The sequence below is a fragment of the Nitrospira sp. M1 genome (assembly GCF_965152605.1).
In genome coordinates this window covers 4247892-4270400 of record NZ_OZ224217.1, presented here as the reverse complement: position 1 = coordinate 4270400, position 22509 = coordinate 4247892, and the positions used below count along the sequence as shown (strand labels likewise).

General features: G+C 49.1%; 18 protein-coding genes. 12 read left to right on the top strand and 6 right to left on the bottom strand.

The window, feature by feature from the left end; translation table 11 throughout:
• Positions 1-173: 173 nt before the first annotated feature.
• Both ACWHX8_RS19215 and ACWHX8_RS19210 read right to left on the bottom strand, forming a co-directional pair.
• Positions 174-308: a hypothetical protein gene (locus tag ACWHX8_RS19215; RefSeq protein ID WP_447969749.1), complete on the bottom strand. Its 135-nt coding sequence runs from the start codon at positions 306-308 to the stop codon at positions 174-176.
• Positions 301-621 carry a hypothetical protein gene (locus tag ACWHX8_RS19210; protein WP_447969748.1) on the bottom strand — a complete coding sequence of 107 codons (321 nt, stop codon included), beginning with the start codon at positions 619-621 and terminating at the stop codon, positions 301-303. The genes ACWHX8_RS19215 and ACWHX8_RS19210 overlap by 8 nt, the downstream gene beginning before the upstream one ends.
• Positions 622-855: 234 nt before the next feature.
• Between ACWHX8_RS19210 and ACWHX8_RS19205 the strand changes: the two genes are divergently transcribed.
• Both ACWHX8_RS19205 and ACWHX8_RS19200 read left to right on the top strand, forming a co-directional pair.
• Positions 856-1206, top strand: a complete 351-nt coding sequence (locus ACWHX8_RS19205) for a hypothetical protein (protein ID WP_447969747.1) — start codon at positions 856-858, stop codon at positions 1204-1206.
• A gap of 420 nt (positions 1207-1626) precedes the next feature.
• The gene (locus ACWHX8_RS19200; RefSeq protein WP_447969746.1) at positions 1627-1812 is read left to right on the top strand and encodes a hypothetical protein; all 186 of its coding nucleotides are present in this window, start codon (positions 1627-1629) and stop codon (positions 1810-1812) included.
• Between the two features lie 389 nt (positions 1813-2201).
• Here ACWHX8_RS19200 and uvrA read toward each other — a convergent pair whose 3' ends face one another.
• Positions 2202-4709 (bottom strand): excinuclease ABC subunit UvrA, encoded by a 2508-nt coding sequence (gene uvrA, locus ACWHX8_RS19195; protein WP_447969745.1) that lies wholly within the window; start codon positions 4707-4709, stop codon positions 2202-2204.
• A 204-nt stretch (positions 4710-4913) separates the two neighbouring features.
• Here uvrA and ACWHX8_RS19190 point away from each other — a divergent pair, with 204 nt between their 5' ends.
• Both ACWHX8_RS19190 and ruvB read left to right on the top strand, forming a co-directional pair.
• Positions 4914-5465 (top strand): hypothetical protein, encoded by a 552-nt coding sequence (locus tag ACWHX8_RS19190; protein ID WP_447969744.1) that lies wholly within the window; start codon positions 4914-4916, stop codon positions 5463-5465.
• 161 nt (positions 5466-5626) lie between these two features.
• Entirely contained in the window at positions 5627-6640 is a 1014-nt protein-coding gene (gene ruvB, locus ACWHX8_RS19185) for a Holliday junction branch migration DNA helicase RuvB (protein ID WP_447969743.1), read from the top strand.
• Positions 6641-6733: 93 nt separating this feature from the next.
• Here ruvB and ACWHX8_RS19180 read toward each other — a convergent pair whose 3' ends face one another.
• From ACWHX8_RS19180 to leuC, 3 genes are all read right to left on the bottom strand, one after another.
• Positions 6734-8740: a cation:proton antiporter domain-containing protein gene (locus ACWHX8_RS19180; RefSeq protein WP_447969742.1), complete on the bottom strand. Its 2007-nt coding sequence runs from the start codon at positions 8738-8740 to the stop codon at positions 6734-6736.
• 270 nt (positions 8741-9010) lie between these two features.
• Positions 9011-9631 carry a 3-isopropylmalate dehydratase small subunit gene (gene leuD / locus ACWHX8_RS19175; protein WP_447969741.1) on the bottom strand — a complete coding sequence of 207 codons (621 nt, stop codon included), beginning with the start codon at positions 9629-9631 and terminating at the stop codon, positions 9011-9013.
• A gap of 53 nt (positions 9632-9684) precedes the next feature.
• The gene (gene leuC, locus ACWHX8_RS19170) at positions 9685-11088 is read right to left on the bottom strand and encodes a 3-isopropylmalate dehydratase large subunit (RefSeq protein ID WP_447969740.1); all 1404 of its coding nucleotides are present in this window, start codon (positions 11086-11088) and stop codon (positions 9685-9687) included.
• 548 nt (positions 11089-11636) lie between these two features.
• Between leuC and mreB the strand changes: the two genes are divergently transcribed.
• The 8 genes from mreB (at position 11637) to topA (ending at position 22408) form a co-directional block, all read left to right on the top strand.
• Positions 11637-12680, top strand: coding sequence for a rod shape-determining protein MreB (gene mreB / locus ACWHX8_RS19165; protein WP_447969739.1), 1044 nt, complete (start codon positions 11637-11639; stop codon positions 12678-12680).
• A gap of 15 nt (positions 12681-12695) precedes the next feature.
• Positions 12696-13574 carry a rod shape-determining protein MreC gene (gene mreC, locus ACWHX8_RS19160; RefSeq protein ID WP_447969738.1) on the top strand — a complete coding sequence of 293 codons (879 nt, stop codon included), beginning with the start codon at positions 12696-12698 and terminating at the stop codon, positions 13572-13574.
• Between the two features lie 9 nt (positions 13575-13583).
• A complete protein-coding gene (locus tag ACWHX8_RS19155; protein ID WP_447969737.1) occupies positions 13584-14090 on the top strand; it encodes a hypothetical protein in 507 nt (168 codons plus the stop codon).
• A 53-nt stretch (positions 14091-14143) separates the two neighbouring features.
• Positions 14144-16027, top strand: coding sequence for a penicillin-binding protein 2 (mrdA, locus tag ACWHX8_RS19150; protein WP_447969736.1), 1884 nt, complete (start codon positions 14144-14146; stop codon positions 16025-16027).
• The gene (gene rodA, locus ACWHX8_RS19145) at positions 15999-17135 is read left to right on the top strand and encodes a rod shape-determining protein RodA (protein ID WP_447969735.1); all 1137 of its coding nucleotides are present in this window, start codon (positions 15999-16001) and stop codon (positions 17133-17135) included. Before mrdA ends, rodA begins: the two co-directional genes overlap by 29 nt.
• 96 nt (positions 17136-17231) lie before the next feature.
• The gene (locus ACWHX8_RS19140; RefSeq protein ID WP_447969734.1) at positions 17232-18794 is read left to right on the top strand and encodes an Rne/Rng family ribonuclease; all 1563 of its coding nucleotides are present in this window, start codon (positions 17232-17234) and stop codon (positions 18792-18794) included.
• 18 nt (positions 18795-18812) lie between these two features.
• Entirely contained in the window at positions 18813-19934 is a 1122-nt protein-coding gene (gene dprA, locus ACWHX8_RS19135; protein WP_447969733.1) for a DNA-processing protein DprA, read from the top strand.
• Positions 19935-19972: 38 nt separating this feature from the next.
• Positions 19973-22408: a type I DNA topoisomerase gene (gene topA, locus ACWHX8_RS19130; RefSeq protein WP_447969732.1), complete on the top strand. Its 2436-nt coding sequence runs from the start codon at positions 19973-19975 to the stop codon at positions 22406-22408.
• Positions 22409-22509: the final 101 nt, after the last annotated feature.

Here is a 22509-nt window from a genome sequence, read left to right as displayed (position 1 = left end):
GACACAGGATAGTTCACCGAGACAGGCGCGTGTGAATTTCCTGGAAAGAAGATGGCAAAGCCCTCGTCCTGAGACCTGTCACGCGTAATTGAGCGACATGTCGCTCGCAAATGCCGTGGCTTATTCGAGAATCCGTTTTCGACCCTCTCCACCCCAGAAAAGTGTTTCGTCCTTCACTCTGACACCACGAACAGACCACTTTCATCGGAATCCTCACGCTTGACTTGAGTGTCAGCCTGAGAGGAAGCAATATAAGTTCCACGGTAATCATAATGGAAAAAATCTTTATATTCTATATAGTTACTCATAGATTTTCCTACTAGGAGCGTTAAATGCAGCCTCGATGAGTAGGACCAAATCATACAGGGTGAATCGTTTTCGATACAGGGACATGAGGATTATAGGCAAGGTCGATGTGCATGCTTTAAATTTCTTCTTCATGGGTGACGTCTTTGTCCCGGCCTGAATGTTGTAGTGACAGCCGAAATGTCGAACTAAGGTCACACGGCCTAACTCTTTGTTGATACGGTTGATTGTATTCAAAGCAAGAGCCCAGTATACTTGCAAGGTTATGAGCATACGAAATCGAGCCGGGGATTGGCAGCCAATGACGCTCGCCATCACTCCTGAGATGTGTGGAGTGTGTGGAGAGGGACTATCAAGAAATTTTACCTTGCTGCGGGGGGGATGGGAACGCTGTACGTTATGTGAGCGATTTGTTCACCATAGTTGTTTAGTCAGCGGAAAAATTTCTTTTTTAAAAGTACGCCCCAGGGTTTGTCTGTCATGTCAATCTGCATCAACTAGTTCCATGTCCGTTGCGCCTCAGGATCCTCACGCTTCGGCGCTCAAGTCATGAAGTCAGATGCACACGTTTCTTCCCTGATGGCCCCACGCCAAGGCTATAGCGCAATTTTCATTCGGTTCATCATTGCTCCCTTGCTTGGCCTGTTTAGTGGGTTTCATACGATGGACTTTATTGTGGGCGGCATCTACACCTGGCCGCAAATGAGCCGAGTCTTTGCGATGACGTTGGCGATTGTGATTCTCTCCTATGAGTTTGTGTATAAAGAACATCGGGAAGAGTCGACCGGTCGGCAGGGTTCATTGAGCCAACAGGGGCTGAAGTCTATTCTGTACTTCTGTGTGCTTCCGTATATGGTGGGCGTACTGGTCTTACTGTCTCTTGTGATTGTGGCTCAATAGACCATGGTGACGTCGTAATAGACATTCCTGACGTGCCTGCTCTTCTTGTGTGACGTCTTCGGGTTATAGCCGATTCCATGAACTTCCGTACTCTTGACACGTTGGATATCGCGTTGAAAGTCCTTACTTGGACACCTGTAATCGAGACATAAGAAACAGCCAGGTCGCAACCATGACTGCCCGTCAGGCCCATATAGTTCGCCCAACAACCGTGTCCAAGGCCACCTGTAATGGAGATATGCGTAGCCAGAACGATCACAACAACGATTACCTTTCAGGTGCAACCGGGTCGTTCAACGACCGTGTCCAAGCATACTGATGTATATGTGGATTCGCTATAACATGTTCAAAAATTGCCTTGAGGCCTGTGGGTTTACCAGAATTCTTGGCTGTGATTTTTCTTTTGATTAGGAGTGCGATATGAAGAATGTAGATATGAAGGTAGAGGGAAATACGTTGACGATTACGGTTGATCTTTCAAAAGACTTTGGTCCATCGTCTTCTGGAAAAACAACGATTATTGCGACGACTGAAGGGAATGTCAGCATTCCAGATCGAGAAGAGGTCAAGATTGGTTTGAATATTTATACGAAAAAGTCTTCGTAATCAATTAGTGCGACTCCAAATAATTTCCACTCAATGATTCCAACTCACAACATGATCTCATAGGTCTCGACGGTTGTAAGGTATGTGAGACGGCTATAACGTCCATTCGTTATAGCCGTGCCAATATGCTTCCGTCTGTGCGACGTGTGTTTTTGCGCTGTGCACATGATGTACATTCGGCTGGAAGTTATTTGGGTTCGCTATAGCCGTTTCAATTATAGCGTAACCGTATAACTCTAAGCCGAATTGATATCACGTACAAAGCGCAACCACATATGTCGTAGGAGCAAAAGATGAAAGGTACGGCTATAACTTCCGCATGTTTGAAGTTAGTAATCACGCGGGGTTAGTTCATCGACCTCAACTGGAACGTATTTGGATTCGCTATATTATTGAAATTCCTCCCGCAACGCGCGCCCTGTCCATGACTTTTCGACACTTATAATGTGAGCAGGTGGTCCTTCCGCGACGATTGTGCCTCCTCGAATGCCTCCTTCCGGACCCAAATCGATCACCCAATCCGCATTGCGTATGACATCCAGATTGTGCTCAATAATTAATACGGTGTTCCCGGATTCAACCAGGCGATTGAGCACTTCAAGGAGTCGTTGGATATCGGCAAAATGTAACCCGGTTGTTGGTTCGTCAAGAATATACAACGTTTTTCCCGTTGCGCGTTTTGATAGTTCTTTGGAAAGCTTAACTCGCTGTGCCTCGCCGCCTGACAATGTTGTGGCAGATTGCCCAAGCTTAATGTATTGCAGGCCGACATCGGCCAATGTTTGTAATTTGGTTCGAATGGATGGGAATGGCGCAAAGAATTCCAACGCTTCTGCCACGGTCATGTTCAAAATATCCGCGATCGTTTTTCCCTTGTACAATACATTCAGTGTCTCTCGATTATATCGTTTGCCTTTGCAGGCTTCGCATGTCACATACACGTCTGGTAAAAAATGCATTTCTATCTTGATTAATCCGTCTCCTTGACAGGTCTCGCATCGTCCGCCTTTGACGTTAAAACTATACCGTCCGGGTTTATATCCGCGAACTCGCGATTCAGGTAAGTTGGCAAACAGATCTCGAATGAAACTAAACAGTCCTGTATAAGTCGCTGGATTGGATCGTGGTGTTCTGCCGATCGGGGATTGATCGATATCGATGACTTTATCTAAGGTCTGGACACCTTTCAGGCTCTGGCATCCGTCGATTTTTGGTTTTTTCTGATAGAGCAGTTGCGACAGAGAATGAAACAGGACTTCGATGATTAAGGTGCTCTTTCCTGATCCTGAAACCCCAGTGACACAGGTCAAAAGTCCGAGAGGGATATTAGCGGTGATCGATTGAAGATTGAATTTATTCGCTCCCACGATACTCAAGGTGCCCTTCGCAGAACGTTGACGAGCCGGAAGGGAAACCTGAAGCGTTCGTTGGAGATATTTTCCGGTCAACGAATTGGAATTGTTCATGATCGCTTTGGGTGTTCCTTGGGCGATCAGGTATCCTCCTTCAACCCCTGCTCCCGGTCCTAAATCCAGTAGATGATCGGCTTCCAACATGGTCTCCGAGTCATGTTCGACCACGACGACGGTATTGCCCATGTCTCGAAGACGAAGCAACGTTTGGAGTAGGCGTTGATTGTCGCGTTGATGGAGTCCAATGCTCGGTTCGTCAAGTATGTAGAGGACTCCAACGAGTCCGGAGCCGATTTGTGTAGCCAGTCGAATACGTTGTCCTTCCCCGCCTGAGAGCGACCCGGCTGGACGATCAAGCGTGAGATATTCCAAGCCAACATTGATGAGGAAGTCCAATCGTTCTCGTATTTCTTTAAGAATCCGTTGGCCTATCAAGCGGTCGCGGTCACCTAATGGGAGGGCGTCGACAAAGTCAGCAGTATCCTGAACGGAGAGTTTTGTCACATCGGCAATAGACTGATCGGTAATTTTAATCGCCAAGCTTTCCGGCCTGAGTCGAGCGCCTCCGCAGGTTTGACAGGGATCTCGATGTGAATAATCCTCATGCTCAGGGCACATTCCGGTCATCGTGACTCCAATGCCATCGCATGCTGGACAGGCTCCGTGTGGGCTGTTGAATGAAAAGACTCGTGGAGTGATTTCCGGGTAACTGACTCCACATCGAATGCAGGCTGAATGTTCGCTATAGAGTGTGACCTGATCGTTGTCCGTGAGGATTCCAACTAATCCCTCGGCAAGCTTCAGTGCTGATTCGATTGAATCAGCTAGCCGTCGAGCGAAGGCTTCGTCGGCTTTCATGATCAGGCGATCTACCACAATTTCGATCGTGTGCTTCTGTTGTTTTTTTAACTTGATGTCTGTTGAAAGTTCGGTCATCTGTCCGTCAATGCGCGCTCGGATATAGCCGGCTCGTCGAGCATTGAGCAGTTCTTTGCGGTACTCCCCTTTTCTTCCCCGCACAATCGGGGCGAGAATTTGAAATTTTGTCCCAGTTGGAAGAAGCTGGATGGTCTCAACCATTTGCTGTGCCGACTGGGCGGTGATGGGGTCTCCGCATTGATAGCAAAATGGTCGGCCAATGCGTGCATAGAGAAGTCGAAAGTAGTCATAGATTTCTGTCACGGTGCCGACAGTGGAGCGGGGATTCCGACTCGTATTCTTCTGTTCTATGGAGATTGCGGGAGAGAGTCCTTCAATGGAATCAACATCGGGCTTGCCCATTTGTTCGAGAAACTGACGGGCGTAGGCGGAGAGCGATTCGACGTAACGACGTTGTCCTTCAGCATAAATGGTGTCGAAGGCCAATGATGACTTTCCTGACCCGCTCAGACCTGTAATAACCACTAGTTGATCGCGAGGGATTTCGAGGTCAAGGTTTTTGAGATTATGCTCGCGAGCTCCTTTAATGGTGATGTAGCCACTCATACATTCTAGAGTATACCATAGGACCGTAGACAGGTTTTGTCAGGGTGTCGACACCCGATCTGCCTCATTATTGACCGGACCTGGGGTGTTAGATACAATCGTTTTGAGCGTCTCCCCAAGGCAGGGTGACAGCTTGAGATCGTTCATGCCGCGTTTCCTCAACCATATTTCTGGAATTCTTATTTATTATTCTGGGGGCTACACATGACTCATGGAACTTACAAGTTTTTTGTTAGTGCGCTGATAGCCGGCCTCATGCTTCAGGCTTCTTTGGCTTTTGCGGCTCGGTATGAACTCACTCGCAACAGTGTCCAAGACCCTGAAAGTATCGACGCGGTAGAAGTGTCGTTATATCAAGTGAAATTGGGTGACCCCGAAACTACAGCCGTTGAGTTATTACTTGAAGAGAAGATTGCCGGAATTCGTGCCGAACAAGAAGGCACATTTATTTTGCTTTGGGACAAGAGTAAGCCGACCGGCGCAATGGCTGGCGTACGTATTGTTGACGGGAAAGTCGATTTAATTTTTATGAACGATCGGTTTAGCCATAAAGTGCGTGGAATTTTTCGTACTGTTCTGACGTCTAAAACCGCTCAAGAAATCCGTGAATTACTCGGTAATGAAGATTTTAAAAATGAGACCTTGATGGGTGCCAAACTTCTCTATGAAGAAAAAGGCTTCCTCGTGAATTTTCTTGATAGTAGCGTGAACGTTGAATTTTGTTTAGGCTGCTCCGATTTGTACAACTCATTTTGAGTTGAACGTCTCGCGGTAAGAGACGATACAATTTTCTCATTTTTCTCATTCAAGAATCCGTTTCCTTCCGCTAAGAGAGGAGTCCTTCTTCAGTGTGAACCTCCTCGTGTTTCAGCCTGTCAGCTCGTTGAAGCCAATATTTTCATTGGACCATCACTGCCATGAGTGAACGATTTCTCTCAACTCAGGCTCTTGAAGATGATCAGGGTCTTGAAGGTACGCTACGCCCTCAAAGTCTACGGGACTATATTGGCCAGCCACGCATGAAAGAGTCGCTGCGCGTGTGTATTGAAGCGGCCTCTCGACGGGGTGAAGCCCTCGATCATGCTATTTTTTATGGACCGCCAGGACTTGGGAAAACGACGATTTCCCATGTGATCGCCAATGAAATGGGGGGTACGATTCGTTCGACCTCCGGCTTGGTTCTTACACATGCGGGTGATCTCGCTGCCATCTTAGCTAATCTCCAACCACGAGACGTCTTGTTTATTGATGAAATCCACCGATTGCCTCCTGCTGTCGAAGAGGCACTCTATCCTGCCATGGAAGACTTTCAAATTGATCTGGTCATCGGTCAGGGGCCATCCATGCGGACCATGAAACTCGATCTTCCTCCCTTTACGCTTGTCGGTGCGACAACAAGGGCTGGTTCGCTGACTTCTCCACTCCGTGAGCGATTTGGGTTGGTCTATCGGCTTGACTTCTATTCTCCAGAAGAATTGCAATTTATCGTTACGCGAACGGCAGGACTTCTCGGTATTGAGATTAAGCCGGAAGCGGCTGCGGAAATTGCTCGCCGGTCACGGGGAACGCCACGAATCGCCAATCGGTTGATTAAACGGGCACGAGACTTTGCCGAGGTTGAGGCTGCGGGTGTTTTGACTCAAGTCGTAGCACGAGATGCCTTGACCTGGCTGGGCATTGATGATGCCGGACTCGACGAAATGGACCGAAAAATACTCTTAACAATTATCGAAAAATTTAAGGGTGGTCCTGTTGGAGTCGAAGCCATTGCTGCCGCAGTTCAAGAGGAAAAAGTCACCATCGAAGATGTCTACGAACCGTTTCTTATCCAATCCGGATATCTTGATCGCACAGCTCGTGGACGACAGGTCACGGATCTGGCACGCAAGCATTTTGGAGAATCTCACGGCCTCTTTTCACATCTCAGCTGAAACCTATCCTGCCCTCGCCAGAACAAATTCTAAAAGACGACTCTTGACCGTGGAACCCAGGGACAGTGTTCGTATTTCTGAAGAGTATACACTTTACGTCGGTAATATCGTTTGTATGTCAGAGATGAGTGCGATGGCTTTATGAATTTGTTCCCGAGATCCAAGAAGCACGAGGATATCTCCAGCTTCAAGAATGGTTTCGTTGGAGGGTTTGGACTGGGTGATGCCGTTTCGTGTCATGGCGACGACGACGGCTCCCGTTTTTCGCTGTATGGCTGTTTCCAGGAGTGAATGGCCCAGAGCAGGTGAGTCTTCCTCTACTCTCCAGGTCTCCACCTCCACATCGGCAAATCCACCTTTTCGAAAACGATGCGCCAGCGCCGGCAATTCTTCTCTCCGCAAAAGGGCGTATCCTTCACGTCGAATTTCTTCGGCCTTTTCAAAAATCATCGGCTTAGGAATTTTATAGCACTGCAAGACCAGCGTGAAAATTTCTATAGACGTTTCAAACTCTTCGGGTATGACTTCATTGGCCCCTAAGTCATGGAGTTCTTCTAATTCTTTCAAGTATCGAGTTCGGACGACAATATGAATGTGCGCATTCAGTTCACGAGCCAGTTGGACCGTTCGCCGAACGCCAAATGGATCCGACGTTGCGATCACAATGGCGCGTGCCTGTTCGATTTGAACCTGTTTCAGCACGGTTGGATTCGTGGCATCCCCATATTGAATGTGCACACCAAGGCCTTTGGCGGCATGAACCAGGTCGGCTCCGATGTCCAGGACAAGATAGGGAATTTCCATGTCTCGAAGAACGCGCGCCAAATTCCGTCCATTCAGTCCATAGCCCACAATGATGACATGGTCCTTAATTTTGAGGGGAGCTGAGGCGAGCACGCCAGACTCCTTGTGTCCAAACCAATGATGGACTCCTTGGAGCGCTTCTGCACGTTTGGCGAGTTTTGGCGCCCATTGAATGAGGAACGGGGTGATGATCATTGAAAGGACACAGACCGAGAGAAAGATGTTGTAGGTTTCCGCCTCAAGGAGGAGAGCTTGTCTTCCTTCTTGCGCAAGAATAAACGCAAACTCTCCAACCTGCGCTAACGCCACGCCAGTCAGAATTCCCGATCGTACTGGTGCGCCTGCGGCGAGGGCCGCACCAGCAGCGGTCAGAAACTTTGCAAGCAGCACCACGATGACCAAACCTAGGATCAGGACTGGGTGTGAAGCAATGACACGAAGATCAATCAGCATACCGATTGAGACAAAAAACAAGCTATTGAAGCTGTCTCGAAACGGAAGAACCTCAGCGAGTGCTTGATGGCTGTATTGAGATTCTGAAATCAGAAGTCCCGCTAAAAAGGCTCCAAGAGCGAGTGAAAGACCCGTCAGAGACGTGAGCCAGGCTGTTCCTAATCCTAAGACAATGATGGTGAGGAGAAACAGTTCTCGACTCCTAGTGCGCACAATATGTTCTAAGAGGTTTGGTGTGATGACTCGAGCCGCGACGACAATGAGTGTGACCACCATGGCAGATTTGATTAAGATAAATACGATGGCACTCATATCTCCTGCCTGGTCGTTTCCCAACAGTGGTGTAATCAAAATCATCGGAACCACGGCCAAGTCTTGAAAGAGCAGGATGCCAATCGTTGAACGGCCATGATGGGTATCCATTTCCCCCCGTTCCCCCAAGGCTTTGAGCACAATGGCTGTGCTACTCAAGGATAAGAGCCCGCCCCAAAAAATGGTTTCCTGAACGGAGAGTCCGATAACAACTCCTCCAATCGCTACGCACAGTAACACCCCGAATATCTGGACTGGACCACTGATAAGCAGCACTCGCCTTGAGGCTTTGAGCTGAGCAAGCGAAAACTCGATGCCAATGGTAAAGAGGAGCAGAATCACTCCAATTTCTGCCAGAACTTTAATCTGCTCGCGATCTGAAATTAAATTAAGGCCATACGGGCCGACAAGTGTTCCAGCAACAAGAAAGCCTGCAATAGAAGGTAGCCGGAGTTTTTGAAATAAAAAGACGACACCGATAGACACAGAGAAAATAATGAGGACATCTTGCAGGATGGAATGTTCAGGCATAGATTATTCGCTTGTTGTCACGTCGCGGAAGAAGGTTTCGGAAATAGTGTGCGTCATGCAAGTGTTATGGCCATGCAACACGAATGCTTGTGTGCGCCTTGCATCGTCATCTACAGGGCATGCGGCAGTAAGCCACAAGTGATGTTTTTCCTAGGCTAACCGTATCGTATTCAGATTCTAAAGAAAAGGATGCGAGGAATGTCTGACGGCCGTCAAAGGTACAAAGACCTTGAAGAAGAGGCTTTTGCCAATGGTGACGCAGAACGTAGGTTAGGCCATATCCTGATATAACCAAGGAGCTTCTTTGAGACGGCGGACTTCGTACGCATGGATCGCCTCGTGGCTTTGCAAGGTCAACCCTATGGCATCAAGCCCCTTGAGGAGAGAGTCTTTTCGAAACGGGTCAATGGCAAAAGTGTAGCGATCGCCATCGGGCAGAATCACTTGCTGTTCAGGGAGGTCGATGGTAACGGAATACGGTTTATGCCTGGCTTCACGATCAAACAGAGTTTGGACTTCTTGCGCGTTTAGCGTAACGGGTAAGATTCCATTTTGAAAACAGTTGTTGTAGAAAATATCGGCAAAACTTGGAGCAATGATGCAACGAAATCCATAGTCTAGCAATGCCCATGGTGCATGCTCTCTGGAAGACCCACAACCAAAGTTCTCGCCCGTTAAGAGAATAGTGGCTTTCTGATATCTGGGTTGATTGCTGAAGAACTCAGGGTCTGGAGTTCCGCCAGAGGTTTGCCGCCAATCAGCAAAGAGGCCTTCTTTCAATCCTGTTCGGTGAATCGTCTTGAGATATTGCTTGGGAATAATTTGGTCCGTGTCGACATTCAGTCGATTCAGTGGCGCTACTAATCCGGTATGAATGCTAAAAGGTTCCATATGTGACAACACCAGTCAAGAAAGATGAAATGATGAAAACGTCTACGTCAGATTTATGCCCAGTGGCGGATATCGGCAAAATGTCCTTCGATGGCCGCGACGGCTGCCATGGCAGGCGACACAAGATGTGTGCGCGAGCCTTTTCCCTGACGGCCTTCGAAATTCCGATTGCTTGTTGAGGCGCATCGTTCTCCAGGTTTGAGCACATCAGCATTCATGGCTAAGCACATGCTGCAGCCAGCTTCTCGCCATTCAACGCCAGCCTCAAGGAAAATTTGATCAAGCCCTTCTGTTTCAGCTTGTTTTTTGATGAGGCCAGACCCAGGTACCACCATGGCATGAACGCCAGAGGCGACTCGTTTGCCGGAAAAGTATTTTGCCGCGATTCTGAGATCTTCAATTCGAGAATTCGTACATGACCCAATAAATACACGGTCAATTTTAATATCCTGGATTGGTGTTCCAGGTTGTAAGTCCATATACGTGAGGGCTTGCTCCGTGGCATTCCGGGTTTTTTCATCAGGAAATTCTTTGGGATCGGGGATTTTTCCATCGACTCCCGTTACCATCCCTGGGTTAGTCCCCCAGGTGACTTGTGGGGCAATAGCCTCTCCACGCATTTCAATGATCTGATCATAGCGGGCATCTGGGTCGGTTGTGAGGTCTTGCCAGTGTTGTGTGGCTTGCTCAAGAAGGTGGCCCTTGGGCGATAGCGGTCGACCTTGAACATACGAGAGAGTCGTGCCGTCAGGGGCGATCAAGCCTGCTCGGGCCCCGCCCTCAATGGACATGTTACAGAGCGTCATTCGTCCTTCCATAGAAAATGATCGGATCACGGATCCCGTGTACTCAATGACATGGCCTGTTCCGCCACCTATGCCAATTTTGCCAATGATGGCTAAGATGACGTCTTTCGGGGAGCAGAATTCAGAAAGTGTCCCATCGACACGGACTTCCATCGTCTTGGGTTTTTTTTGAACAAGACATTGTGTGGCTAAGACATGTTCGACCTCAGAGGTGCCGATGCCAAAGGCCAAGGCCCCAAATGCTCCATGAGTCGATGTATGAGAATCGCCACAGACGATGGTCATGCCGGGTAAGGTCAGTCCTTGTTCTGGTCCGATCACATGAACAATGCCTTGACGAACATCATTCATGTCGAACAAGGTAATTCCAAATTCTTGGCAATTATCGGACAGCGTTTCGACTTGCTTGGCGCTCATAGGGTCGACAATCCCCAGTCGACGATCCGTTGTCGGAATATTATGATCGGGAACGGCTAGGGCTGCTGCGGGACGTCGAGGTCGACGACCAGCCATTCTCAATCCTTCAAAGGCTTGAGGGGATGTCACTTCATGGACAAGGTGGCGATCAATATACAGCAAGGTTGTGCCATCAGCGTCTTCTTGTACAACGTGCTGATCCCAAATTTTCTGAAAGAGTGTTTTAGCTGACATGGGCGATCCTAACGCTTGGGAAAATTATTGTGATTCTAATAACCCAATTTCCATATCTCTGGCAAGTAGGAGGGCCATCATGCATGCAGGTCTTTGGACATGCATGGTGCGAAAATCTTTTCGCAGAGTATGCACATGAAACATTCTTTCTTTGTCATAACTTATGGGATTTGCTATATTATCATCGACGACTGAGTTCAGGTGTATTGCCAGAGCTCTGCCAGGGCCTACTATTGTGTTTAGAAGCCAATCCGTTCACCAGTCTCATCCATCCTGGTCGCTTGTCCACAGCTCCAAATTTCATAAATGGTTGATACTTCGTCAATCGTAACCGTTGAGACTGAAGCGTTCATCCTATGTAAGTGAGGGGCGTGTGTTGGGTTTTTTTTGAATGGATGTCGATTCTTTGTTCTGAGATGTCTGGATGTCAAGCCTAATGACGCTGAGTAGTTTCAGTGAAAAACGGTGAGTAACGAATCAAGATGCAGAGGCATGGTCTTCACGACTCTCATGTTCTGTATGCGCGAGTGTGAGAAGGAACGTTTCGCATGGGATTTATAAGTAATTTTCTGAGTTTATTGTCGAGTGATATGGCGATTGACCTTGGCACGGCTTCAACGCTCATCTACATGAAGAACAAGGGCATTGTGTTGAATGAAGCCTCTGTTGTCGCCGTTGAAAATCCAGGGAATACCGTGCTTGCTGTTGGTGAAGAAGCCAGAAAAATGATTGGCCGGACGCCTGGGAATATTGTGGCGATTCGACCAATGCGAGAAGGCGTCATTGCAGACTTTGATATGACAGAGCAAATGCTTCGCTATTTTATTCACAAAGTCCATAAGCGTCACACGCTTGTCCGGCCACGAATTGTCATTGGCGTTCCCTCGCGTATCACGCAGGTTGAGCAGAGAGCGGTCAAAGAGTCGGCTGAACTCGCAGGTGCTCGAGAGGTCTATCTTATTGAAGAGCCTGTGGCGGCCGCCATTGGCGCGGGGCTTCCAATTACGGAACCTTCGGGAAACATGGTGGTCGATATTGGCGGCGGCACCACGGATATTGCGGTGATTTCTTTGGGAGGCATTGTGTACAGCGAGTCCGTTCGGGTCGCTGGAGACCAGATTGATTCTGCGATTATCAGTTACCTGAAACGAGAATATAGCCTCTTAATCGGTGACCATATGGCGGAACGCATTAAAATGGAAGTGGGGTCGGCCCATCCGTTTCCTGAAAAAAAACAAATGGCCGTCAAGGGTCGGGATCTTATTTCCGGGATACCGCGAACCATATTAATTAACGATACAGAGGTGCGAGACGCATTGCAGGATTCGATTGCCACGATTGTCGGAGCGATTCGGTTGGCGCTGGAGAATACGCCACCTGAACTCGCAGGGGATATTATCGATCGTGGGATTGTGCTGACAGGTGGTGGGTCCCTCTTACAGGGCCTCGATGCCCGGCTGCGTGAAGAAACCGCACTGCCTATTGTGACCGTTGACGATCCACTCACGTCGGTTGTGTTTGGCGTTGGGAAAATTCTTGATGAGCTGGCTCTCCTGCGGAGCGTGTCGACAATGTCATCTGTCCAGCGTTAATGATAGAGAGATGCCATGAGTAAGTCAGGTCTCGCGGGCATGGTCAGCTCTGGGGTACGGCGAGTATTTTTGGTCATTCTCATCGCTGCGGTCCTCGTGATTCTGTTGCTGCCTCGACAAACCCAAGGGCTTCTCGATGGCATTAGCCATCCTGTTGCGCAAATCCTCGCCGTCCCCATTCAAGGCCTTTCCTCGTTAGACTTCAGCATTCGAGACACCTGGAATCATTACCTTGCCCTACAGGGCGTGTATGAGCAAAATCTTCAACTTCAGGAAGAAATCGATCAATTACATGCGAAGATGAGCCAACTTCAAGAGCAAATGATTGTGTCAGAGCAACTGTCAGCTATGCTGGATTTTCAAGAACACGCGCTGATGGAAACGGTCGCGGCACGCGTGATCGGACGCAATGCGACGAATTGGTATCGGGCCATTATTATCGACAAAGGGAGCGAAGACGGGATTTTGAATGAAATGGGTGTCGTCGCGGCCACCGGGGTGGTCGGGCGTGTGGTGAACGTGAATCCTTCGACAGCCATTGTGCTGTTGTTAACGGACCCCAACATTGCTATTGCCGGAATGATTCAGCGAAGCCGTGATGAGGGGATTGTGCAAGGAACGGCACAAGGGTTTGTGCGCATGAAATATTTGCCGCCCTTGTCCACTATTGAAATTGGCGACGTGGTCGTCACCTCAGGGTTGACTGGAGATTATCCTAGAGGTCTTCCGATTGGTCGTGTCCGTCAATTGGAAACGGGCGATGCAGAGTTATTTCAATCAGCTGAAATTCACCCGATGGTGGATTTTTCTAAACTCGAAGGGGTTCTGGTCGTGACATCATCTGGTCAATTGGCAGATTCAGAACTTCTCCCAATGCTTGCTCCATCACGATAATGTGAGACTATGTACATTGTTTTCTATGTCAGTCTTCTCCTTGTCCTGGTGCCGATACAAGTGACTGTATTGGCTCAAATCAGTCCGTTGGGGGTGCACCCAGACTTGTGCTTGGTCGCAACGTGTTTGGTAGGATTTCTTTTTGGGAAAAGCCGTGGATTGGGGTTAGGGGTGGGGTTAGGATTTGTACAAGATTTATTTTCAGGTGGGGCGGGTATCGTCAATCTCATCACCAAAGGGATCGCAGGACTGTTGTCCGGGATGGTTGCGAAGACGCTTTCGAATACCACTGCACAAGCTATCTTTCTCCCAACCTTTCTCTTATCGTGTGCAAGTGGGGTCATTTCACTCATCTCGGCAAGACCGCAAACCGATTGGTTGTTGTTGATTCATGAGCTTCGAACGATTCTCTTGCCGCAAGGTCTGCTTGATGCCTTACTGGCTTTTGGCGTGTACTGGATGCTGAGTAAACTGAATTTTGTTGATGCTGGAGTGGATACCTCAAGTTTTCGATAACGAAGTCGTATGGCACGATACATTCATGAACCTGGGCGTGCAGACAAGCGAACATGTTAGAAAGCGATCAGCAAGCAAATGAATTAGTTGACATTCAAGGTCGATTGATTCTGATTAAGGTCGGGCTGCTCTTGCTCATCGCCTTACTGGGGCTTCGCCTATGGCAATTACAAGTTCGCGATGGGCATGAGTATCAAGAAATGGCCAAAGATAATCGTACCCGGTCTATTATGTTAGAGCCGGCGCGAGGCTTGTTGTATGATCGTCATGGCCAACTTCTCGCGAACAACGTCCCGAGTTTTAACCTCTATGTGTCACTGGAGGATGTCAATGATCGGGATGCGCTGGTTGCGGAACTGACAAATCGTTTACATTTTGCTGAGAAAGACTTGCTCGCCAAGCTCTCAGATGCAAGGCGAAACGCCACAGTCAAAATTAAGGGCGGCCTCTCATTGAAAGAAGCGGCCATCGTCGAGTCGCATCGCCTGACGCTTCCAGGAACATTCATTCAACCTGAGTATCAGCGAAAATACCCTATCGGGGGATATGCGTCGCATGTCATTGGATATGTTGGAGAGATTTCGGAAGCAAAACTGAAAGAGGAGGAATATCACGGACTTCATCAAGGCAGTATGGTTGGGCAGTATGGTGTTGAGCGAACCTATGACAAGGCGTTGAGGGGGGTTGCAGGCCGTGAGCTGTTAGAAGTTGATGCGCTGGGCCATAAAAAACAAACGATTTCTGTTCGTAAACCCAGTGCTGGTGATGATTTCTATCTCACGCTCGATATTCGCCTTCAACGTATGGCCGAGGATTTATTAGAAGACGAAGCTGGTGCCGTTGTCGCACTCGACCCTCGGACTGGAGAGGTCTTAGTTTTAGCAAGTCGGCCAAGCTTTGATCCGACTGCTCTATCTGGTGGCGTTCCCTTTGCTGAGTGGAAGGCGCTTCTGAATGACGCGAGACATCCGTTAACCAATCGTGCCATTCAAGGGCAATATCCTCCCGGTTCAACGTTCAAAATTGTGATGGGCGCGGCGGTCTTGGGTGCGCAAGCAGCCCAAAGCACAGATGAATTGTTTTGTTCGGGGGGATTTAAATTTGGCCGACGAACCTATCGGGATTGGAAGCGAGGGGGCCATGGGGCGGTCGAGTTGATTGATGCATTAGCGCAATCGTGTGATGTCTATTTTTATAAGTTAGGCAATCGAATGGGGATCGAGACTATTGCATCGTATTCTCGGCAGTTTGGCCTTGGTCAAAAAACGGGTATTGATCTGCCGTCTGAACGATCGGGTCTCGTTCCGTCTGCGGAATGGAAACGACGTGCAAAGGGCGAACCGTGGTATCCGGGTGAAACTATCTCGGTCTCGATCGGGCAAGGGTTTATGACGGTCACTCCGATGCAAATGGCACAGGTGGTTGCGGCAACCGCAATGAATGGGCGTATGGTCACGCCTCGGCTGGTGCATGCGATTCGGAAGCGTGGGACTGAAATGATGGAAGAGGTGGGCGCATCATCTAGCAGGCAAATTCCGATACCTCCGGCTGTTTTCAAGCAAATTCGTAAGGGATTGGAGGCTGTGGTTACGAAAGGCACGGCCAAACGTTCCCAGTCGGCTCTGGTTACCATAGCCGGGAAGACGGGAACCGCTCAGGTCGTCGCGTTGCGAACGGGCCCTGAAAAAGATATTCCGAAAGAGTTTCGTGACCATGCATGGTTTGTGGCCTATGCCCCCGTGGATGAACCGACCATCGTTGTCGTGGTTCTCGGCGAGCACATGGGGCATGGAGGATCAGCGGCAGCTCCTATTGCGAAAGAGTTGATTGAAGCCCATGTCAAGTTTACCTCAGGTGGGGACCTTGAGTCGGGCAACCAAGAAGAGACGTTGGAGTCCACTCCGGAACATGCACCAGAGTTATCAAGCGATGATTAATCGTCGGTTGCGTCGAGGGTTTGATGGGTTCGATTGGTGTTTTTTGGGAATCATTCTCGGAATTGTGGCCATAGGTATCCTTTCGATTTATAGCGTGACGCCGGCCAACCCTTCCTCTGGAATTCCCATCTATCTGAAACAAAGTATGTGGGTGGTGATCGGTTCGTTAGTCTTTGTGGCCTCCGCAGGGATCGACTACCATAAGCTTTCGCGGTTTTCTTATATTTTCTATGGAATAGGGTTGATTCTTCTGGTTGTTGTGCTTGTCGCGGGGAAGAGTAGCCGTGGGTCTCAACGCTGGATTCCCTTGGGCCCTCTCGCCATGCAACCGTCTGAGTTGGTGAAAATTCCACTGATCATGGCGTTGGCAACCTATTATGGGTTTAAACACCGAGTGGGATGGCTCCAACGTCTTGTGTTTCCTGGGTTGATCGTGTTGCCAGGGTTTCTCTTGATTCTGAAGCAACCAGACCTTGGGAGTAGTTTGAGTTTCTTGTCGATCTATATTGTTCTGGTGTTAGCCGTTGGGGTGAAGTCTCGAGCGTTTGGCCTGGTGGTCCTTACGGCCTTGCTGCTCTTTCCCTTTGCTTGGGGAGGGGTATGGGGATCATTGCACGGTTATCAACAGGAGAGAATCCTTAGTTTTGTTGATCCAAACTACGACCCTGGCGGAAAAGGGTATCATGGGTTACAGTCCAGGATTGCGATCGGTTCTGGTGAATTGCTTGGAAAAGGACTTTACGGAGGAACGCAGACTCAGTTTAAATTCCTTCCTGAAGGACATACGGACTTTGTGTTTGCCGTGTTTGCAGAGGAATGGGGGTTCCTGGGGGTCGTCGTCTTGTTGACGATGTATGCCGGACTGTTTTTGATGGGCTTGGAGGTTGCCGCAAAGGCGCGAGATACGCTTGGAGCGCTCATTGCCGTTGGGGTTGTGAGTGTGATTGCCTTTGGATTTCTGGTCAATCTCGCCATGACCGTGGGATTAGCCCCGATTGTCGGTATTCCATTGCCCTTGATGAGTTATGGGGGAAGTGCGACGATTATGACTTTAGCCGCACTAGGACTGCTGTTTAATGTCAAACGTCATCGATTGACGCTGACCTAAGTTGGCAAGACGTGAGAAAAGAAGTATGGTGAAAGGAAATTGTTGTGATGGTTCGATGCGATATCTCCCCCGACGATGAGGGGAGTGGAGGTGCTGATGGGTGTTGAGATTGCCATTAATGTGACTCGAGAAGAAACACGGGTGGCGGTGTTGGACAACAAAGTTGTAACTGAGTTGTACGTGGATCGAGCGAAAAAGAAGGATTTTGTTGGAGATATTTATACTGGCAAGGTCGTCAAGGTACTTCCTGGCATGCAGGCAGCCTTTGTCGATATTGGGTTGGATCGAGCGGCGTTCATGCATGTGTCTGATTTGTCGGTTGGTACGGAGCCTGGGGATACACTGATCGATAGTGAGGAAGATGAAAAAGGACCTGAAATGCCAAGGCCGCGTCGACAAACGGCTCGCCCCATCGAACAATTGCTGCAAGAAGGTCAAGAACTCCTCGTCCAGATTTCCAAGGGCCCGATCGGCACGAAAGGGCCAAGAGTGACGACCTATGTGTCATTGCCTGGCCGGTTTTTAGTCTTTATGCCAAATGTGGATCACATTGGTGTCTCTCGCCGGATTGCCGACGATGGAGAACGTGCGCGGCTCAAAGAAATTATGAAACGAATCCGATCTCCGGAATATGGATATATTGTTCGGACGGTGTGTGAGGGTGTGGCAGAGGAAGACCTTGCTTCTGACGTCAACTTTTTGAGCGCACTGTGGGAAGATGTCATCAAGAAATATGATCGAGAGCCGGCTCCTGCCCTGTTGCACACCGATCTGAGTTTGACGCTGCGAGTCGTGCGCGACCTGTTTACGAAAAAAGTGGATCGCTTGCTTATCGATTCAAAGCCGGACTTTGATGAGGTTAAAGACTTTGTTCGGCGCTACCTTCCTGAGCAGGCATCTCGCGTGCATCACTATGATAAGAAAGATGAAGGCTTATTTGATTACCTTGGCATTGAATTAGAGATTGCTCGTGGGTTGAGCCGAAAGGTGTGGCTGAAATCTGGTGGGCATATTGTGATCGACCATACCGAAGCCATGACGGTGGTTGATGTCAACACGGGACGGTTTGTCGGCAAACGTGACCAAGAAGAGACGATTCTCAAAAATAATCTCGAAGCAGCAGGGGAAATTGCCTATCAAATTCGATTACGAGGCATCGGCGGGCTTATCATCATTGATTTTATTGATATGGAGCGCGAGCGTAACCGTGACAAGGTGTATCGGGCATTTGTAGAAGCCATGGCTTCCGATAAGGCCCAAACGCGAATCTCACGTATCTCGGATTTGGGTTTGATTGAGATTTCCCGAGAGCGGGTCCGGGAAGATTTGCTTCGCACGCTTTCTGATGTGTGTAATGATTGTGAAGGACGCGGATACACAAAATCGGCCATGACAGTCATCTATGATATTTTTCGTGAAGTTCGAAGGGTGGGAAGCGCACGAGGCCAGCAACGTTTGGTCATCGGGGCGAATCCTCGAGTTGTGGAACTATTGTTTGACGCTGAGCATGTCGGCATTGAACAATTAGAGCAACAATATCATTGCCAGATTGCTGTGAAGGCCGATCCACTTCTCAATCTTGAGCAATATGACATTATGGTCGTTGGAGGAAGTCTTGACCGTGCTGAGGGACGAACGGCCGCAAGTCGATCGGCGTGAAGATGGATGAGGGAGGATTTGTCAGCATGGCTTGCGCTGCGGGCAACCAAAGGTGTCGGGGCTGGAACCGTCTCGCGACTGATACTGGGCTTTGGATCGCCGCAGGCTGTTCAGTCGGCCTCTCTTGAAGAACTCGTCGCGCAAGGCGTGAGTGCATCCGTGGCGAAGCGAATGCAACAGCGTCCGGATGATCACACGCTCAAGGTGGTCGAACGAGAAGTGAAGGCGATTGAGCAAGGCAACTTCTCTGTCATCACGATTCTCGATTCGCAGTATCCGTCACGCTTAAAAACGATCGCCGACCCTCCGCCATTGCTCTATGTGACAGGACAACTCAACGAGGTGGATCATCAGGCTATTGCGGTTGTGGGTTCACGAAACGCGACGCCTGCTGGATTGGCCTTCACTCGCACCTTGAGCTATGAGTTGGCATCAGTGGGATTGACCGTCGTGAGTGGATTAGCTCGAGGGGTTGATCTCGCTGCTCATCAAGGGGCGTTGGAATGTTCGACGGGACGGACGCTTGCGGTATTAGGGTGTGGCATTGATCGAACGTACCCTGCGGAGCATAAACCGTTACGCGAGAGGATAGAACAGCATGGAGCCGTCCTCTCAGAGTTTTCCCCTGGGGCTGTTCCCCATGGCTATCATTTTCCGCAACGCAATCGAGTAATCAGTGGAATGAGTCTAGGAGTGGTCGTGACTGAAGCAACTGAAAAAAGCGGGTCGTTGATTACTGCGCGTCTTGCCCTCGATCAGAATCGTGAGGTTTTTGCCGTGCCGGGAGCGGTCACGAATGAAACGAGTCGAGGCCCTCATCTCCTGATCAAACAGGGTGCAAAATTAGTCGAAGGTCTCGACGACATTCTTGAGGAATTGCTCCCGCAACTCGATGCCTCGTTTCATCATCATCTGAACAAGCGAGACCAGGTCTCAGAACAGAGCCCTACTCCAGTGCTTGCAGTGGAAGAGCAGGCGCTCTATAACTGCATTTCGTTTGACCCCGTGAGTCTTGAGGATTTACTTTCTCAGGTGGGGTGTTCCCCTTCCGAGGCTATGCGTGTTTTACTGTCCTTGGAGATGAAGGGGGTTATTCGGCAATTAGCTGGGTCTCAGTATGTTCGAACGTCTGTTCGATAACCAGTCAATCGTCTCTTGAAGAGGAGAATCTGTCAGTGGTGAAATCAGTCGAAAAAAAGACGTCAACAGCCAAAAAGACGTCAACAACGAAAAAGACCTCAACGGCCAAAAAGACGTCGACCGCTAAAAAAACGGCAACAACGAAAAAACCGCCTGCCGTGAAAAAAACGACCACAAAATCATCTGCTGGAAAATCTTTGGTGATTGTCGAGTCTCCGACGAAAGCCAGAACGCTGACGAAATATCTTGGAAGAGGATATCAAGTTATTGCATCGGTTGGACACATAAAGGATTTGCCGAAAAGTAAGCTGGGTATTGACCTCGATCATGACTTTCAGCCGCAGTATGTGGTCATTCGCGGGAAAACCAAGATTCTGACCGATATTAAAGCGCAAGCGAAAACCGCAAAAAATATTTATCTGGCTCCAGATCCGGATCGCGAAGGGGAAGCCATTGCCTGGCATATTGCGGAAGAACTCAGCGCCAAAGGCCATCAGGTATATCGCGTGTTGTTTAATGAGATTACCGAAACGGCAGTCAAGCGTGCTCTGGAGTCCCCTGGCGTGATCGACATGAAGAAGGTGAATGCTCAGCAGGCTCGACGAGTGCTTGACCGGATTGTGGGGTATATGTTGAGCCCGTTGCTATGGAAAAAAATTCGTCGTGGATTAAGTGCTGGACGAGTTCAATCGGTGGCGGTTCGTGTGATCTGTGAACGGGAGACTGAACGAGAAGCTTTTGAACCGGAAGAGTATTGGACGCTGACTGCAGCATTACAAGGGGGGAGTCCTCCACCCTTTCAGGCCAGGCTTCAAGACTTTCGTGGGGAGCGAATTGAAGTGAGAACAGCAGAAGAGGCCAATACCATCACTCAGGCCTTAGAATCGGCGACCTTTACCGTATCAAATATTGAGCAGAAGGATCGTCGTCGGAATCCGTCGGCTCCATTTATTACAAGTCGTCTCCAGCAAGAAGCGGCGCGGAAACTGAGGTTTTCTGCCAAGAAGACCATGATGCTGGCTCAACGTCTGTATGAAGGCATTGCCGTCGGTCAAGAGGGACAGGTTGGGTTGATTACCTACATGCGTACGGATTCAACACGAATCGCTCCTGAAGCGCAGGAAGAGTTACGAAACTATATTCAAGGCACATATGGCGATCAGTATCTACCTGCGAGTCCCAATGTCTATAAAACGCAAAAGGCCGCGCAGGAAGCTCATGAAGCCATTCGGCCAACGTCTGTCCAACGTCATCCCGAAAGTATTCAGGCATATTTGGAACCCGATTTATCGAAACTCTATAAATTGATATGGAATCGATTTGTGGCGTCTCAAATGACGCAAGGGCTTGATGTCGTCACGAAGGTTGATATTGCCGCGAATGCGTACGGGTTCCGTGCGACGGGAACCGTAGAAAAGTTTGATGGATTTCGTCGTGTCTATACGGAAGGCGTCGATCAAGTGACATCCTCGACTGTGAAAGAAGCGGATGCGGTGAGCGATGAAGATATTCGATTGCCGGAACTTGCGCTTGGTGAACAGCTGACGCTTGTGGAAAGCGAAGAACCAGGATTGGTCTCTAAGCAACATTTTACACAGCCGGCGCCTCGGTACAATGAAGCCTTGTTGATTCGAGAGCTCGAAGAAAAAGGCATCGGAAGACCCTCAACCTATGCCACCATTATCTCGACGATTCAAGACCGGCAGTACGTCGAAAAAGAAGAGGCGCGTTTTAAACCGACAGAACTCGGACGAATGGTGAATGATCGGCTGGTCGGACATTTCCCCGATGTCTTCGATGTGAAGTTTACCGCCAAAATGGAAAGTGAACTTGATGAGATTGAAGAAGGCGGAAAGGATTGGGTCTCAACGGTGAAAGAGTTCTACTCGCCGTTTGCGAAAGAATTAGGCGTTGCTGAAGAAAAAATGGAGGCGGTCAAAGGCAAAGAAGAACCAACCGAAATTATCTGTGAAAAATGTGGGAAGAATATGGTCATCAAGTGGGGGCGGCGTGGGTACTTTCTTGCCTGTCCCGGATATCCGGAATGTAAAACGACGAAACAGTTTACGAAGGATGAAAACGGTGCGATTCAGATTGTCGAAGAAGTTGCGGAAGTGACCGATGAGATCTGCGACAAATGCCAAAGTCCCATGGTGGTGAAACGTGGTCGGTTTGGGAGTTTCTTGGCCTGTTCGCAATATCCTGAATGTAAAAGCACGAAGCCCATTAAGCTTGGCGTGAAATGTCCTGTTGAAGATTGTAATGGCGATCTTGTGCAAAAACGGACCAAAAAAGGCCGCACATTTTTCTCCTGTAGTCGGTATCCCAACTGTAATTATGCCCTCTGGGATAAACCTGTGAAGCGAGCCTGTCCGAATTGTCAGGCGCCATTTTTGGTGGAAAAAATTAGTAAACAAGCCGGAACTCGGATCTATTGTCAAAAAGAGGGTTGCGGTTACGAAGAAACTGGATAGAGATAATCTCATGAGTCAGTCAGTTACTCAACGCTCGTGCATGTCAGCTATTGTGGCGAGTCCATGTCCTCCCTTCTCTCTGCCTTCTTAGAGTCCTCTCT

Coding starts and splice junctions, on each gene's coding strand:
- mreB (WP_447969739.1), top strand. CDS start 11,637: ATGGGATTTATAAGTAATTTTCTGAGTTTATTGTCGAGTGATATGGCG.
- ACWHX8_RS19140 (WP_447969734.1), top strand. CDS start 17,232: ATGGGTGTTGAGATTGCCATTAATGTGACTCGAGAAGAAACACGGGTG.
- uvrA (WP_447969745.1), bottom strand. CDS start 4,709: ATGAGTGGCTACATCACCATTAAAGGAGCTCGCGAGCATAATCTCAAA.
- mrdA (WP_447969736.1), top strand. CDS start 14,144: ATGTTAGAAAGCGATCAGCAAGCAAATGAATTAGTTGACATTCAAGGT.
- leuC (WP_447969740.1), bottom strand. CDS start 11,088: ATGTCAGCTAAAACACTCTTTCAGAAAATTTGGGATCAGCACGTTGTA.
- ACWHX8_RS19215 (WP_447969749.1), bottom strand. CDS start 308: ATGAGTAACTATATAGAATATAAAGATTTTTTCCATTATGATTACCGT.
- ACWHX8_RS19180 (WP_447969742.1), bottom strand. CDS start 8,740: ATGCCTGAACATTCCATCCTGCAAGATGTCCTCATTATTTTCTCTGTG.
- ACWHX8_RS19190 (WP_447969744.1), top strand. CDS start 4,914: ATGACTCATGGAACTTACAAGTTTTTTGTTAGTGCGCTGATAGCCGGC.
- leuD (WP_447969741.1), bottom strand. CDS start 9,631: ATGGAACCTTTTAGCATTCATACCGGATTAGTAGCGCCACTGAATCGA.
- mreC (WP_447969738.1), top strand. CDS start 12,696: ATGAGTAAGTCAGGTCTCGCGGGCATGGTCAGCTCTGGGGTACGGCGA.
- ACWHX8_RS19155 (WP_447969737.1), top strand. CDS start 13,584: ATGTACATTGTTTTCTATGTCAGTCTTCTCCTTGTCCTGGTGCCGATA.
- ACWHX8_RS19205 (WP_447969747.1), top strand. CDS start 856: ATGAAGTCAGATGCACACGTTTCTTCCCTGATGGCCCCACGCCAAGGC.
- rodA (WP_447969735.1), top strand. CDS start 15,999: ATGCACCAGAGTTATCAAGCGATGATTAATCGTCGGTTGCGTCGAGGG.
- ACWHX8_RS19200 (WP_447969746.1), top strand. CDS start 1,627: ATGAAGAATGTAGATATGAAGGTAGAGGGAAATACGTTGACGATTACG.
- ruvB (WP_447969743.1), top strand. CDS start 5,627: ATGAGTGAACGATTTCTCTCAACTCAGGCTCTTGAAGATGATCAGGGT.
- ACWHX8_RS19210 (WP_447969748.1), bottom strand. CDS start 621: ATGGCGAGCGTCATTGGCTGCCAATCCCCGGCTCGATTTCGTATGCTC.